Annotated in this window: 16 protein-coding genes and 1 pseudogene; 12 read left to right on the top strand and 5 right to left on the bottom strand. The window is 57.7% G+C overall.

All coding sequences use genetic code 11. The annotated features are described in order from the left end of the window. Positions 1–689 precede the first annotated feature (689 nt). Positions 690–1,454, bottom strand: coding sequence for a DNA-binding transcriptional repressor DeoR (gene deoR, locus GF111_RS04300; RefSeq protein ID WP_038881131.1), 765 nt, complete (start codon positions 1,452–1,454; stop codon positions 690–692). Between the two features lie 153 nt (positions 1,455–1,607). Further along, entirely contained in the window at positions 1,608–2,288 is a 681-nt protein-coding gene (deoC, locus tag GF111_RS04295; RefSeq protein WP_038881133.1) for a deoxyribose-phosphate aldolase, read from the bottom strand. 213 nt (positions 2,289–2,501) lie between these two features. Here deoC and GF111_RS04290 point away from each other — a divergent pair, with 213 nt between their 5' ends. Continuing rightward, complete coding sequence (locus tag GF111_RS04290) at positions 2,502–3,338, top strand: hypothetical protein (protein WP_038881136.1); 837 nt, start codon at positions 2,502–2,504, stop codon at positions 3,336–3,338. A 37-nt stretch (positions 3,339–3,375) separates the two neighbouring features. Here GF111_RS04290 and ybjG read toward each other — a convergent pair whose 3' ends face one another. Continuing rightward, positions 3,376–3,981 (bottom strand): undecaprenyl-diphosphate phosphatase, encoded by a 606-nt coding sequence (gene ybjG, locus GF111_RS04285; protein WP_038881139.1) that lies wholly within the window; start codon positions 3,979–3,981, stop codon positions 3,376–3,378. Positions 3,982–3,986: 5 nt separating this feature from the next. Further along, positions 3,987–4,721, bottom strand: a complete 735-nt coding sequence (locus tag GF111_RS04280; RefSeq protein WP_038881142.1) for a phosphatase PAP2 family protein — start codon at positions 4,719–4,721, stop codon at positions 3,987–3,989. A 147-nt stretch (positions 4,722–4,868) separates the two neighbouring features. Between GF111_RS04280 and GF111_RS04275 the strand changes: the two genes are divergently transcribed. Next, complete coding sequence (locus GF111_RS04275) at positions 4,869–5,714, top strand: 5'-methylthioadenosine/S-adenosylhomocysteine nucleosidase (protein WP_038881209.1); 846 nt, start codon at positions 4,869–4,871, stop codon at positions 5,712–5,714. Between the two features lie 140 nt (positions 5,715–5,854). Continuing rightward, on the top strand, positions 5,855–6,367 hold the full coding sequence (gene eco, locus GF111_RS04270) for a serine protease inhibitor ecotin (protein WP_038881146.1): 513 nt from the start codon (positions 5,855–5,857) through the stop codon (positions 6,365–6,367). Positions 6,368–6,422: 55 nt separating this feature from the next. On the opposite strand, the gene GF111_RS04265 is transcribed toward eco, so the two are convergent. Continuing rightward, positions 6,423–7,328 carry a LysR family transcriptional regulator gene (locus tag GF111_RS04265; RefSeq protein WP_050572064.1) on the bottom strand — a complete coding sequence of 302 codons (906 nt, stop codon included), beginning with the start codon at positions 7,326–7,328 and terminating at the stop codon, positions 6,423–6,425. Between the two features lie 112 nt (positions 7,329–7,440). On the opposite strand from GF111_RS04265, the gene GF111_RS04260 reads away from it, so the two are divergent. The 9 genes and pseudogenes from GF111_RS04260 to GF111_RS04225 all read left to right on the top strand — a co-directional run. Further along, positions 7,441–8,556 (top strand): four-carbon acid sugar kinase family protein, encoded by a 1,116-nt coding sequence (locus GF111_RS04260; RefSeq protein WP_038881149.1) that lies wholly within the window; start codon positions 7,441–7,443, stop codon positions 8,554–8,556. Continuing rightward, on the top strand, positions 8,553–9,554 hold the full coding sequence (pdxA, locus tag GF111_RS04255; protein WP_048233216.1) for a 4-hydroxythreonine-4-phosphate dehydrogenase PdxA: 1,002 nt from the start codon (positions 8,553–8,555) through the stop codon (positions 9,552–9,554). Before GF111_RS04260 ends, pdxA begins: the two co-directional genes overlap by 4 nt. A 38-nt stretch (positions 9,555–9,592) precedes the next feature. Next, a complete protein-coding gene (locus GF111_RS04250) occupies positions 9,593–10,285 on the top strand; it encodes a 4-hydroxythreonine-4-phosphate dehydrogenase (protein ID WP_038881156.1) in 693 nt (230 codons plus the stop codon). A gap of 184 nt (positions 10,286–10,469) precedes the next feature. Continuing rightward, positions 10,470–10,820: a hypothetical protein gene (locus tag GF111_RS04245; protein WP_134267038.1), complete on the top strand. Its 351-nt coding sequence runs from the start codon at positions 10,470–10,472 to the stop codon at positions 10,818–10,820. Between the two features lie 380 nt (positions 10,821–11,200). After that, complete coding sequence (locus GF111_RS26695) at positions 11,201–11,329, top strand: hypothetical protein (protein ID WP_255606627.1); 129 nt, start codon at positions 11,201–11,203, stop codon at positions 11,327–11,329. A 53-nt stretch (positions 11,330–11,382) separates the two neighbouring features. After that, the gene (locus tag GF111_RS04240) at positions 11,383–12,471 is read left to right on the top strand and encodes a phospholipase (RefSeq protein WP_224217815.1); all 1,089 of its coding nucleotides are present in this window, start codon (positions 11,383–11,385) and stop codon (positions 12,469–12,471) included. Beyond that, entirely contained in the window at positions 12,468–13,241 is a 774-nt protein-coding gene (locus GF111_RS04235) for an ankyrin repeat domain-containing protein (protein WP_038881165.1), read from the top strand. Before GF111_RS04240 ends, GF111_RS04235 begins: the two co-directional genes overlap by 4 nt. An 89-nt stretch (positions 13,242–13,330) precedes the next feature. Continuing rightward, on the top strand, positions 13,331–14,074 hold the full coding sequence (locus GF111_RS04230; protein WP_224217814.1) for an ankyrin repeat domain-containing protein: 744 nt from the start codon (positions 13,331–13,333) through the stop codon (positions 14,072–14,074). 166 nt (positions 14,075–14,240) lie between these two features. Next, positions 14,241–15,216: pseudogene (locus GF111_RS04225) on the top strand (replication endonuclease); the annotation flags it as partial. Positions 15,217–15,255 lie beyond the last annotated feature (39 nt).

Below are 15,255 nucleotides of genomic sequence, written 5' to 3'. Positions count from 1 at the left end.
ATCCTGCTCTCAAATGCGTAATATGTGCAGTTATCCGCTTTTTCATCGATTTTTAGCGCATTTGTTGCACATTTGTGTAAGATTTTGTGCTGAGAACGCTCTCATAAAAATTTCTGCGATTATGCGGTTTGTACAATAATTAGCCGGATAAAGCGCTGTGCTCAGCAGCAAGCCGAGCAATATATTTTATGCGTGGTTTTGGATCTAGCGAAAAACCCGGATTAAGCAGTTTTAGTGACGTAGATCACATTGTATTTTTAAGTAAAATTGAATTTATATTTTTGTTTTTAAATGATTTTTTATGAAAAGTACCGCTAATAACGAAGGGAAATTACTTACGTGGTTAGCGGATAAAAATGCGTAACCATTCATCATATAAATAACAGATACCTAACAGGTATTGGCGAGATTTGCTGCAATCGCGTAAACCGCCGTTTATTTAAACATCCCGGCCTTTGGCGCGATTTATCATATAAAAGCCATAAATAGTCGTTAATTCACACAGCCGACAGCGTGTTTAGCCTGCGAGAAAATAATCACTCGGGTGACCTGTTGCATTTTATTAACCTGATGTTGCGTGCGGATAAGCGAAAAACGCGAATCGATTGCGCATTATTTGTACATTTTCAGGCAGGGAAAGAAGGGGATTGCGGCAGTGCACCGTCGGTTTCGACGGCGCAGAAGGCGGATTAATAGCGGGTAGCGATGGCGTTGTCGTTGAAGAACGCCATGAAGTCGGCGTCCGGCTGGCGATCGCTGATCACCCGATCGAACTGCGTCAGGGGGCCGATGCAGGCCGGTTTGGTTTTGCCGAACTTGCTGTGGTCTGCCACCAGGATCTTTTGCTGCGCCATCGCCATGGCGCGATGCTTCATCTCCAGCTCGTCGAAGTTGAAGCAGGTGGCGCCGTGCTGCAGGCTGAGGCCGGCGGCGGAGATAAAGGCGATGTTCGGGCAGATGTGATCGAGCTCGTTACGGCCGCTGACGCTGGAAAAGATGTAGTTGTTCGGCTTGAACTCACCGCCGCACAGGACCACCTTGCAGTTCGGTTTGTCCTGCAGCGCCAGGAAGGTGTTCAGCGAATGACAGACAGCGGTGAAGGTCAGCTCGTCGGCGATGGCGTCGATGATCGCCGGGGTAGTGGTGCCGCAGTCGAAAAACACCGTGTCGTTTTCATTGATCAAGGGGGCCGCCAGCAGGCCGATGCGCCGTTTCTCCATCACCTGCTTGGCTTTTTGATCGGAAACGAAGTAGTTGGTCACGCCGTTGCTGCGCGGATCGGTCACCACATAGCCGCCGAGCAGCACCACCGCCGCCGGTTCGGCGCTCAGATCGCGGCGAATGGTCATCTCCGAGACCCCCAGCAGCGCGGCGGCTTCTTTCAGGTGGATCTTGTCAGCGCGTTTTAACGCCTGAACTAGCCGGTTGATACGTTCTTCGCGCCGCGTTTCCATAGGTCCGTCTTCCCACAGGTAGTAGAGGTAAAAGGGCGTGCCGGCGTGTCCGGCGCTAAACACAACAATGCGGGGCAATATCGGGCCGCCTTGGCCGCCCGTATTGTCCCGCATCGGAGTGGATTGGCTGTGCCCGTCAGGGCATGCCGACGATCAGTAGCTGCCCGCCGCCGGCTGAGCGCCGGAAACGATGGCGACGCCGGAGCTGGTGCCGATACGCGTGGCGCCGGCGTTGATCATCTTCTCGGCGGTGGCGCGATCGCGCACGGCGCCGGAAGCTTTCACGCCCATTTCGCTGCCCACGGTCTCGCGCATCAGTTTGACGTGCTCTTCCCGAGCGCCGCCGGTGCTGAAGCCGGTGGAGGTTTTCACGAAGGCCACATCGAGTTCGCGACACATTTCACAAACCTGGACGATCTGTGCATCGCTGAGCAGGCAGGTTTCCAATATTACCTTCAACGGGATCGCCGCGCAAACCTCGCGCACGGCGGCGATGTCGGCTTTCACTTCGTCCAGCAGGCCGCTTTTCAACCAGCCGACGTTGATCACCATATCGATCTCTTGCGCGCCGGCGGCGATTGCCGCTTTGGCTTCAAAGGCTTTGGCGACGGTCAGGCCGGCGCCCAGCGGGAAACCGATCACCGAGCAGACTTTCACGGTGCTTTCTTGCAGCAGCTGGGCTGCCAGCGGCACGTAGCCGGAGTTGACGCATACCGCATAGAAGTTGTGCTGCTGCGCTTCTTCGCACAGTTTGGCGATCTGCAGTTCGGTGGCGTCCATCGCCAGCAGGGTGTGGTCAACATAGCTGGCGTAATCGATGGTTTCGGTGGTCATCGCGATTCCTTAGTGAGGTTAAGACAGTAAGCGGGATGGATAATGTGAGAATAATAACATTTAGATGCCGATAAACCTAGTGATGTTTAAAAAATGTCGATTCGAACGTCGCTATCATGCTGTTATAGGTATAACTTAAAGGCGTTTCATTTGTTATTTAAATAACATTTCAGGGCTCGCGGCCTGCGCGGGCGCAACGTCGAGGGAAAAAAGATGAAGATCAACATCGATCTGGCTCCTGAAGCTTTCGGGGCGCATCGGCAGGAACTGTTCCGCAATGCGGATTTCGCGGTGAGCACGCATCGCTGCACAGAACGCGGGCCGATGCTGACGTTGGCAAATCATCGTGGCGCACTGACGGTTTTGCCGTATCAGGGCCTCGCGATCTGGGACGCCGAGTTTGACGGTTATTCGCTGAAGTCGGGCCGCCGCAGCGTAAAGGGCGCCGGAAGAAAGCGCGCTGGCGATGCCGCGTTCTGTCCTGCCTGGCCGAATCAGGACGGTGAGCCGCTGCAGATGCAACGCGTGTGGCTCCAACTGGCGGGCGATGAGCTGTCGTTGCACGGCGAGGGGGAGCGGGCGGGGGGGCGTTGGCGCATCGGCCCGGCGCTGCGTCTGGCGGCGCAGAGCGCGCAGTTCGCCATTGAGATGCAGGTCACCAACCTGGCCGAGCGGCCGCAACCGCTGCAGTATGTGTGCCGCCTCAATTACGATTGCATTCCCGATGCGGTATTCCGCCAGAATCTGCCGGCGCCGGCGCTGTTGGGGGATGCGCTCGGGCGGGAGCTGCTGTGCTCCGACGATCTGTCGCGCTACGTGGATCAGGCCGAGTTCTTTATGCTGGCGCCGCAAGGCCGGCGCTATGTGACGCGCTTCGCCACCGGGCAATTCAACTATGGTCTTCGACGCATCGCCGTTCAGGGCAACCGGCGGCTGCTGGCTTTTATCCAGCCGGCGAACTGTCGCCCGAATGCGCCGGAAGGAGAGGCAGAGGTGATGCTGGGAGCGGGAAAAACGCGGGCGTTTTGCGTGACCACCGGCGTGGTGTGAAATAACGGGGCGGTAACGCCCCGGTCATGTTGTGCGGTTACTCTTTCACCCAGCCACGGCGAATGGCGAAGGCGAACAGGAAACGATACAGGCGCGACAGCTTGTCGGCGATGGCATCGCCGAACAGATTCCACACCAGCTGGGCGAACAGGCAGCCGACCAGGCCGAGCAGGAAACCGCCGACCATATCCAGCGGCCAGTGCACGCCGAGGTAAACGCGTGACCAGGCGATGCCGACGGCGACGATCATCAGCAGCACGCCGGACCAGACCCGGTGCCAGAACAGGAACGCCAGCGCAAAGGTAAAGATGGCGGTGCCGTGATCGCTCGGGAACGAGCTGTCCGGCGCATGTGCCAGGAAGGTATAGCCAACGCCGGCGACGAACGGGCGCTCATGCGGCAGCAGCGCGCCGATGGTGGCGGCGGCGAGCATGGCGAACAGCAGCGCGATAGTGGTTTTCGCCACCACCTGGCGCTGCGATGCCAGCTGGCTTTGCGGCCCCCACAGCCACAGGCCGACGATCAGCAGCGGCACGATGATGATCAGATCGCGCGCCAAAAAGGTGGCGAAATCGATCATCCACTCGGGAGACGCCGGGGTCGCATTGATCCAGGCGAAAAGAAAATGGTTCAACTGTTCCATAACCGTTACCTCGTCTTGCGGCGCCAATAGCCGCTAACCGTCCAATAAATAGCCAACTGGCTTAACCAAACCCACCAACCCGCCCACAGGTTATGGGTAAGAAAATGGGCGCCGCGCATGATCTGGCCAAAGCCCATCACCATGCCGAGCGCAATGCCGCCGCACCAGCACCACCAGGCCAGGCGCGGACGCTGCGGATAAAACAGGAAAAACAACGCCATGACCGCGAAACCGCTCGAGGCGTGCCCGCCGGGGAAGCAGCGGCCGGGGCCCGGCAGCGCCGGTACCGCGCCGAACAGCGGGAAGGACATCGCCTTGCCGCCGTACTCGATCAGATCCCACGGGCAGGAGTGCGCGCTGGTGGCCTTGAGAATGCCTACCACCAACGGGCCGATCCCGATCAACAGCATGGTCACGATCAGGCGCGCGCTGCGGCGATAGATGCCCCAAAACAGCGTCAGTACCGCCCCAACGATCACTATTTGCTTCAGCAGGCGGTGGTTGATCAGATCCAGCCAATAATTGTTTTGCCACGGGAAATGCCCGCTGGCGGGATCGTACCAAGAGTTGCTGATCGCCCAGTCCAGCTGTTCGTTGCGGGAGAGCCACAGGAATACCAGGCCGCTGATCAGCAGGCCAAAAACCTGCCAACGGTAAAAGGATGCCGGCAGGGAGTAAAGGGCGGTTGTCTTAATTTGCGGTGTCGTTGAGGATTGATTTAATGACGATTCTGGATTCACGCGCAGGCTCGGTGACAGGATTGAATAAGGCCACTGTAATAATTCTGTCTTAAGAAAACCTTAGTCCACCGGTAAGAAAACCCTGTCCGACGCTACCGCCTTCGGCTAAGGTAATCGTTTGCTTTTTTTCGGGATGAGAGGGTGATGATGAAGAATAAAGCGCGTGTCTTACTGTTGGCGGCCGCCGGTGCGGCCTTTTCTCCGCTGTGCTTTGGCCAACCGGCGGCCGCTGGGCCTATCGTGGTGCAGGGCGCCATGCCGGTGGAGGCGGAACGTTTCGCCCAGCGGTTGGTGAACCCGCGCGAGGAGCAGATCGGTGGCTGGCGCTTTTGGCACGGCACCGTAGACGGCTACCCGGTGGTGGTGTCGGAGACGCTGAAGGGCATGTCCAACGCTGCGGCGGCCACGGCGATTGCCGCCACGCAGTTTCACCCGGTGGCGATCATTAACCAGGGTACCGCCGGCGGCCATGACCCGGCACTAAAAGTGTATGACATCGTGCTGGGCAAATATTCGGTCAATCTCGGCGCGTTCAAAACGCCGGCCAAGGCGTTGGGGGAAGGCAGCGACTCGCGGCAGTGGCAGCCGATGGATCTGTTGGCTTCCAAGGGCAGCGCCGGCGAGGACAAAAAGGCGCACAGCCTGCGTCAGTTTCCCGCCGACCCCAACCTGCTGGCGATTGCGCAAAGCGTTAAGAGCGATTACCGACAGGGCAAGGTCGTGGAAGGGGTGATCGGCTCGGCCGACGTGTGGAACAGCGAGCTGGACCGTATTCGTTATTTCCACGACCGCTACCGGACGTCGGTCGAAGAGATGGAGACCGCCTCCGCCGCGCAGATCGCCGCCGAATTCAAGGTGCCGTTTGTCGGCATTCGCGTGTTGTCCAACAACATCACCAACCAAGGCAAGTACGATCCGCAAACCGGGCTGGCATGCCAGGATTATGTCTATCAGGTGGTGAAGGCCTATATCGCCAACCTGAAGAAACACTGAGTCATTGCTCCGGTTAATTGACGATATTAGGCGATTGTCACTACTGATAGCTTATTGTAAAGAAGATTAAACCTGTGGCGAGCTTGGCGGTAGTGTATTAGTTTATAGGCGGATTATTTGACAAAGTGTAGGGATAAAACATGAACAAGGCATCCGTTGTATTTTCCGGCCTGCTGATGGCCGTTTCCGCCGGCGCCATGGCGGCTACCTCTGGCGATGATGCGGATATCAGCAAACAGCCGCTGGAAAAGGTCGCGCCTTACCCGAAAGCCGAGAAGGGCATGAATCGCCAGGTGATCTACCTGCCGAAGCAAGAGCATGAAGAGAACTACAAGGTAGAACTGCTGATCGGCAAGGTGCTGGAAGTGGACTGCAACCGCCACATGATCGGCGGTACGCTGGAGACTAAAACCCTCTCCGGTTGGGGCTATGATTACCTGGTGCTGGAGAAGCTGTCCGAACCAGCCTCGACCATGATGGCCTGCCCGGACAACACCAAGACCAAGCAATTCATCGCCGCTAATCTGGGCGACGCCGCGATGCAGCGCTACAACAGCCGCCTGCCGATCGTGGTGTATGCGCCGAAAGACGCGGAAGTAAAATACCGCATCTGGAAAGCCGAAGATACCGTAAGCCAGGCCGAGCAGAAGTAATCGCCGCCTGATGCCACTCCGCTTGCCCTGCGCGGCAGGCGGAGACTTTTCCCCGTTACGCCTTCCCTTCGCTCGCCAACACCGCCCGTTCGGTTTCTTCGCCCATGGCGACCAGCCAGGCCAATACCGTTGAGAATATCGCATCGTCCTGGCCGTCGGCCTGGGTCATCAGCACATAATCCGTCCCGTCAGGCGCAAAGCCATATGGCGCCACCAGCGCGCCGTTGACGATATCATCCGCCACCAGCGCCAACGGGCCGATGCCGATACCGGCACCGGCGACCGCCGCCTGCAGGCTGAGATAGAAATGTTCGAAACGCAGCTCGTTGCCCGGCCGGATCTCGATGCCGCTGTGGGCACACCAGTCACGCCAGGCGTGCGGGCGCGTCTCGGTGTGGAGCAGGGTGCCGCGCAGTTCACGCCCCGTCGCGGCATGCTCCCGGCGGCATACCGGGCCGACCCGTTCTTTGAGGAACGGGCGGGCGACCACGTCGTCGGCGATCGGGAAATCGTTGCGGCGAATCGCCAGATCGATGCCTTCACGCGAGAAGGCGACGGCGCCGCCGGCGGAGACCAGCTGCAAATCGCGTTCTTTCCCCACCGCCTGCTGCAAACCGGCCAGACGCGGGATCAGCCAGCGGATCAGAAAGGTCGGCTCGCAGGAGATCACCAACGGGCGATTCTGATGATGCCGACAGGCGCGGTCGATCGCCGACTGCAGGTTGTCCAGCCCCCGGCCGATCTCGCTCGCCAGCTCTTGCGCCTGCGGCGTCGGATGCACCATGCGGCTGGTGCGTTGAAACAGCGCGAATCCCAGGGTCTGCTCGAATTCGCGCACCGCGCGGCTGACGGCGCCGTCGGTGACGTTGAGAGATTTGGCGGCTTTCGACACGCTGCCGTACCGCACCGTAGCTTCGAAAGCTCGCAATACCGCCAGGTTAGGCAATCTTCGTTGACGCACTGCACCCCCTTTTGATTGAGTTTTTTTCAATCATCGATACTACGCAAATCGTTTTTTATTGCCAGCCAAATCAGCCAAAGTGTGCATCACTTTCCACTTACGGGTAACTGCGATGATTGCCATTCTCGCCGATGATCTTACCAGCGCGCTCGACGGTGCGGCTCCGTTCGCCGCACGCGGACTGAATGCCTGCGTCATGCTGCGCCTGCCCGATGCCGCGTTGCAGGGCGCTGAGATCGTCGCCTTCGATTTAGATTCCCGCTTCGTTTCGCCGGAGCAGGCGGAGCAGCGTTTTCGTCATGCCGCCGCCTGCGTGAAGCGGGCGCGCCTCATCTACAAAACGGTGGATTCCACGCTGCGCGGCAATCTGGGGCCGGAAACGCGCGGGGCGCTGACGGGCAGCGGGCGCCGTCTCGCCATCGTCGCGCCGGCCTTCCCGGATGCCGGCCGCACCACGGTGGATGGCCGGCAATACGTCGACGGCGTCGCGCTGGAGCAGACCGCCTTTGCGCGCGATCCGAAGAACCCGATCGTCACCGGCTACGTCATGGAGCGCATGGCGGGGCTGGAGCAGACGCGCTTTCAGGTATTCGACGCCGCAGACAACGGCGAGTTGGATGAGGTCGTGAGGCGGATCGGCATTGCCGAACCGGTGGTGTGGGTGGGATCGCCGGGCCTGGCGGCGGCGCTGTCGCGTGCGTTGTCCCCCGGGGATAACGCGCCGCCCGCTCAACCACCGCTGAGAGCCCGCAAGGTGCTGGTGGCGATTGGCAGCCTGCATCCGGCGAATGCCGCCCAGCTGGCAAGCCTGCGGCAGGCGGGCGCGGTTCTGGTCACGCTGCCTGAAGCGGCCGATCCCGAGGCGGTAGCGCAAGAGGTGCGCGCGGCGTTTGCGCGTGCCGATGTGGTTTGCCTGATATCGCCCCGGGCGCGAGCGGCCGTGGCGGATCATGCCGCTGCGCTGGGCGCGGTCGTCAGCCGTTGCACGGAAGCTTTCGACGGGTTGGTGGCGACCGGCGGGGATACCGCGCGGCGCATCGTCGACGCTATGGCGGCCGGCTCATTGACGCTGTTCGGTGAGGTGGAACCCGGCGTGCCTTTCGGGTTGTTGAATCTGCCGGGCCGCAGGCTGCCGTTCGCCACCAAGGCGGGCGGTTTTGGCCGGGCTGCCACGTTGTTGAACTGCGTAACCCGGTTGCGCGCTGACCGAGAAGGAGAAGAACGATGACCCTTTCCACTTTGCCGCTGGCGATAACCATGGGCGATCCCGCCGGCATCGGGCCGGAGATCATTGCCAAACTGGCGGCCACAGAGCGGTTGAGCACGCCTTATGTGGTGATTGGCGATGCCGGTGCCCTGGCGCGCGCGGCGGCCAGTCTGGGGCTGACGCTGCCTATCCGCGAGCTGCCCGCCTCGCTGGCGGGATGGGACGAAGCCTGGCGGCGGGGGGAGACCGCTGTCTATTCCGCCGGCGTTGCGCTGCCGGGGGACTTGCCTCTCGGCAGGCTCGATAAGCGCGCGGGCGCGGCGTCTTATGCCTGGGTGGTTGCCGCCATCGATCTGGCGTTGGCGGGGCGCATCGCCGGCATCGTCACCGCACCGCTGAACAAGGAAGCGATGCGCCTGGCGGGGATCGATTATCCGGGGCACACCGAGATCCTGGCGGCGCGCTCGGGCACCCAGGACTTCGCCATGATGCTGGCCAACGACGAGCTGCGGGTGATCCTGGTTTCCATTCACGTTTCGCTGCGGGACGCCATCGACGCGGCGACCGTGGAAAACGAGCTGCGCGCGTTTCATCTGGCGCAAACGGCCTGTCGGGCGCTGGGCATAGCGAAACCGCGCATTGCGGTGGCCGGCCTGAATCCGCACGCCGGGGAGAATGGCCTGTTCGGCCGCGAAGATCTTGATGTCATCGTGCCCGCCATCGCCCTGGCGCGGGAACAGGGGTTGGACGTCAGCGGCCCCTGGCCGGGCGATACCGTTTTCATGCGTGCCCGGCGCGGGGAGTTCGACATTGTGGTCGCCCAATATCACGACCAGGGCCTGATCCCGGTGAAATATCTCGGGGTGGATCACGGCGTTAACGTCACCGTCGGCCTGCCGTTTATCCGCACCTCGGTCGACCACGGTACGGCGTTCGATATCGCGGGCAGCGGACGGGCGGAACACGCCAGCCTGCTGTACGCCTTCCGGCAGGCGGAAAAAATGCTGCGCGCCCAATAACTCACATCACCTGAAGACAATGACAATAAGGAAACACCATGCACACACCCGAGTTTATTTTCATGCTGACGCGCAACGACAGTACGGTGCCCGATGCGCAAGCGCGGCTACCAGAAGTGCTGGCTGCCGGCGTGAAGCATATCGGCTTTAAGGATATTGGTCTGCCGCTGGATCAACTCAAACTGTTGGCGCGGGCAATTCACGCCGGCGGCGCCACCGCTTATCTGGAAGTGGTTAGCCTGGATGAGGACAGCGAGATGAATTCGGCGCGCGCGGCGCTGGCGTTGGGCGTTGATGTATTGATGGGGGGAACGCGGCCGGAAAGCGTGCTGCCGATCATTCGTCAGTCTGGCCTGCGCTACTATCCGTTCGCCGGCCGCATCAGCGGCCACCCCAGCGTGCTGGAAGGTGACATTGACGATATTGTCGCCAGCGCCCGCCAGCGCGCCGCTTTACCGGGCGTGACAGGGCTGGATCTGCTGGCCTACCGCTTCGCCGGCGACGTGCCGACGTTGATTCGTCGGGTGTGCGATGCGGTCGACAAACCGGTTTATATCGCCGGGTCCATCGACCGGGAAGATCGCATCGCCGCCGTGGTGACGGGCAATGCGGTTGGCTTCACCGTCGGTACCGCGGCGCTGGACGGCGTGTTTCCCGCCGACAAGCCGGGGCTGACGGCGCAAATCAACGCCGTGAAATGCCTGATTGGCAATGTGATCCGCAAACTGTAACGCGTCTCCATCCGGTTCTTTCCACGGCGATGGGATGGTTATCTCATTCGTTGAAGAGTTAATTTGCATGGCTTCTCTTTTTTAATGCTCTTGCGAGCAGGCACGCCCTTGGGCGCTCGCCGACGTTTACCCGGCAAAATAGCGTAATTGCCGCCAGGTTCAATATATATAGAGGGAGTGAAAAATGAGTAAAGGGTTAGGGAGTGCCGTTGTGGCGCTGAGCCTGTTGTTAACCGGCTGCGATACTTTCAGCCTGCTGCGCGATCAAAAGATCGCCGACGCCTTTCACGTCGGCGCCGACAAGCGCTCGGTCAGCCGGGATTTCGGCGCGCCGATCGCCACTCGGCCGACGCTGAACGGTCAGGGCGTGTGCCACGACTACAACCACCGCTTGCCGAACGGCACCGTGACGCCGTTCTACGTCGGCTTCAGAAACAGCGACGGCAAAGTGGTGGCCTTTGGCCCCACCACCTGCGGGGAAGCGCAGGCCAACGGCAACCTGAACAGTGATGAACCTATCAAACAGCGGTTCTAGACGGGCATTGCTGCGCCGGCCTGGGGCCGGCGCAGCAAAAGCAGCCCAGCAACGTCGGGTGTGCCATTTTTCTTTTTCTCTATATCCCTTCTGATTTTCCGCCAGGCTTTTATCTGAGATTTATTTTCCTATGGCGTTTGCCAGACGCCGCTGCCGAAAAACGCCATGCATGGATTTCCTCCACCGAGCGTTACGGTGTGAACAGCAAGACAACAAAGCAATCTTTGCTGAATTATGCTAGTTTTTCGAACATTCACGGACATGCAGTGACTTGCAAGATAAGGATATCCAATGCGTTATCGTTCGCTAAATCTCGGCGAGATGACAAGGAAAGGGGCCGGAACGCCGCTCCAGGGAAGCGACGTACGGGCTGGTGCCGTATGAAGCTGCTCTCTCTCTTTTCTGAACACACGGCGCCGGAAAGCTTCTCCCGGATACTCACCCCGACACAAGCGTGCCATGAGCTGGAACGGCATTATCTGTTCGGCGGCGCAGCCGGTATTCCATAACCCGTAATACTCAATCCGGTATTGGCGTCACCGGTTATCGTGAGGACGCGGCTGTGAAGCGCAGCGTGTTCGATGATCTCAATCGGGGCGGTTTGCTGGCGATTGATGAGGGAATGGGCGCCTGGACGCCGACCAAATACGCGTTTTACATCGACGCGGAAGGCCGATTACAGCGCTATCCCGGTAGCTCTCTTCCTGCCTTTTATCCTACTGGGCGCGTGATCGCCCGCTATGAAGAAATGGTCAGCCGCTATGGTCATCGGGCAAAACCGACGGTGCTGCCGGCGAGGCAGAATACGACCCGGAATCCCCCTCTGCAGCAAGCCATCGCTACCGCAGTGGCAACCGTTGCCGCCACGGTGCAGGCCATCCGTCCGATGACCAAGGCGGAACGTTGGCAAGAACGCCAGTACCTGATAGGGCGAGGCAACCGCAGCATTTACCCGGATGCGCGCATGGCGGCACAGCGATTGGCGGAGAACAACGTCGCGGTCGAAAAGGCGAAGCTGGCTGAGAATGTTTACAAGACCACTAATCCGCTCAAGGACACGATAGACATCCCTGAAGGCTGGAAGGACATCAGTAACAATGATGGGGCGCTGGGCCGGCTTGGTTTGAGCAGTAACATGCTTTATGACAAACCAATGAATCCTGACTTTTTAGCCCGAGTTTATCAGCCAGACGAAAGTGTCTTTGGTAAGGCGATAATTTCAAAGGTATCCAATATCGACGTTGCAGGTCACTCATTAGGCGGTGGCATGGCGTCTGCTGCCTCCATGGCCAGCGGCAAGCCGGCTTGGACGTTTAATGCCGCTGGATTGCATGCGGGAACCGTAGAAAAATACGGCGGTTCGATTATAGGCAGTACCGATAATATTCAGGCGTATCGCGTGAAAGGGGAGCTGTTGACCAAGCTGCAGGAGGTTGATTTGTGGGAGGATGCTAAAGACCTCAAATTTTATCCGCCCGCAGTGGTGGCGAAAGAACGGTTGTCCATGTTGGCGCCTGACGCCGTGGGAGTAAAACACACGCTTTCCGGTGGAACAGGTTCACTGCTGGATAAGCACGGTATAGACCAGGCGATACAGTGCATTGAAAATGAAAAAGACGATGACATTGCCACAATCAAGGGAAGAATATGAAAAAGCTTATTCTCATTATCACGATGGTAGTGTCTACGCTCATCATGCAAGGGTGCAAACAAGGTATGGATTTACAACCGCAGGATTATTTTGACGGTCAGCAATTGGACATTGCCAAAGCCATCTATGATGGTGATAGGCCGCAGTTGGATAAACTGTTGTCATCAGTAAACAAAGAGATCTTAAATCGTCCAGCTAAGGAAGAAATGACCTTATTGTTCTGGGCAATAAACAATGCCATCTATGATAAAACCACACCTGAAAGGCTGAAAATTATCACTGATTTGGTAAAAGCCGGCGCAGATCCTTTACAGCCTCAACCCAACACGCCAGGTAGCCCCGCTGAGTTTGTTATGAAGGCGGATAAAGGCATCTGGATACAGGCTATGTTAGAGGGCGGACTTTCTCCAAATGTTAGGGATAAGGTTCATAATCAACCTATTATTTTTAATAGCATCTTTGCAAAAAACACAGAAACATTAGAGGTCATGTTGGAGCATGGTGCTGATATAAATATAAGAAATTCACTGGGTGATACGTTACTCATCGATGCTTTAGACTATCACTCCTATGACCACGTCATTCTTCTATTAGAAAAAGGCGCCGATAGCGATATAAGAGGCAACTCGGGTTGGACGATGGGCAATCAGCTGCAACGGCTGATTAATAGGAGTCAGGACGGCAGTGAGGCGAAAGAGTCTCTTGAACGCATCAGAGACGAGCTAATTAAGCGTGGTGGGAAATGGCCGCCTGCTCCTGTCAGTAAATAAGCCGTTCTCAGTATCCCAAGGGTGCAGAGGGATACTGAGACGGTAATAAAGCAAAGTTGGGCCGTGGTTATGTTAAAAATGGAGATGGCATGAGGCACAGCGCTCTTATCATTATCATGTTGCTGTCGATGCTCATGATGCAGGGATGCGAACAAGGTAGGGATCTACAGCCACAGGATTACTTTGAAGGAAAGCAGCTGGACATCGCCAACATCATCTACGAGGGTGACAGGCAAAAGCTGGATAAGGTTTTACCGACGGTAAGCAAAGAAACGTTAAATCGGCCGGCCAAGGCGGAGATGACGTTGCTATTCTGGGCGATAAATAACGCTATCTTTGACAAGAACACGCCAGAGCGGCTCAAGATCATTACAGATTTGGTCAAGGCGGGGGCAGACCCACTGCAGCCTAGGCCGGAAGGGCGAAGTAGCCCGGCTGAATTTGTTATGAAGGCGAATAAAGGTGTATGGATACAAGCTATGTTGGAGGGCGGGCTCTCTCCAAATGCCAGGGATAAGGTTCATAATCAACCCATTATATTTGAAAGTTTTGATGCGGCGAACACCGAAACATTAAAGATGTTAATTGCATACCAAGTTGATGTTGACCTCAAAGGTGCTATGAACAGAACGCCATTAATTAATGCGTTGTATAATAGTTGCCCAGAGCACATTGAGGTTCTTTTGGCTCATGGCGCTAACCCCTTAGCCAAAGATGATTTTAATGACAGCTTCCTCTCTCTGATTTCTGCGGAAATAGCCAAAGGGGATAAGAGCAATGCGTACATAAAAAAGCTAACTAAAATTAAAGAAAAAATAAAACAGGTGAATTAGTTAGCCTCGACTTTCATGGGGGACAATGCCGGCCTTCCTCCAGAGCTGTACCATGACGTGATGGCATACAGGAAGATGATGGGATGTGCCACCAAAGAGCACCCAGCCGGTGGTGACGAGAGTGGTGCTGTTAAGTATCGTTTGTGACGCCATCTATTTGAACAGCGGCGCCGCCAAAAACCGGTTTGACTGCAAGCACCTGAACAAAGGCGGTGCGGCGGGCTATATCGCCAAATACATTGCAAAAAACATCGACGGCTACGCGCTGGACGGCGAACGCGATCATGAAACCGGCGAGCTGTTGACTGATACGGCGGCCGCCGTCACCGCGTGGGCGTCAACATGGCGTATCCCTCAATTTCACTTTATCGGCCTGCCGTCGCGCGGCGCATGGCGTGAGTGCCGCAAGATCCGCTCTGTCAGTCTGGCCGATGAGTTTGACGAAACCGTTGAGGCGGTGCGCGCTGCTGCTGATGCCGGTGACTTTGCCGCTTACATTCTGGCGCAGGGGGGGCCTAACGTTGCCCGTGACGATCAGACTGTGCGTGTAGCCCGCCGGGTTGCCGACGAGCGCAACGCCTATGACGAAGAAGTGCAGAAAAACTGCGGGGATTTTTGCCCCTCACATCGGCGCCGATCGCGTTTATGAAACCCGCACCACGCAATGGCGCATCGTCGCTAAAGCCGTTGCCGTTGAGCCTTTGACTTTGAAAAGCGCCTCCGGCGCGCCTCGGAGTCCTGTCAATAACTGTGGGTTGGTCGGCAGCGGTGGCGCCGAAAATGCGCAGGATGGCGAGCCTGTAGAGGCCGTGGCGGTGATGGAACATGCACCGGAAACCCAGATTGACTGGGATGACATGACCGTTGCACGGTCTGTTATGACGCGTTTACGGGCAAATGCCCCACAGATAAACAGGCAGCAAAGAGGAATTGACCCATATAAGCGTATAGAGCCTGCTGCATCGGCCAGATTGACCACTGCCGAGCGCGATCGCGTATCCAAAATTTACTCAGAGCTGGCACTACACGGCATAGAGCCGACGCGATGGGAACTTGAGGCACTGGCGCGCGGCGCTAAAGTTAAATTTGGTGATATTTCAATGCACTATCCGGCGGTTAACGATTGGGCGGGCTTCCAATAATTTCTTGCGCAATTAAATCCGATAGGCATGTGCTGTATA

Origin of the sequence: Serratia sp. HRI, assembly GCF_010119335.3 — a bacterium.
Lineage (GTDB): Bacteria > Pseudomonadota > Gammaproteobacteria > Enterobacterales > Enterobacteriaceae > Serratia > Serratia nevei.
This window is presented reverse-complemented; position numbering and strand designations above follow the sequence as displayed.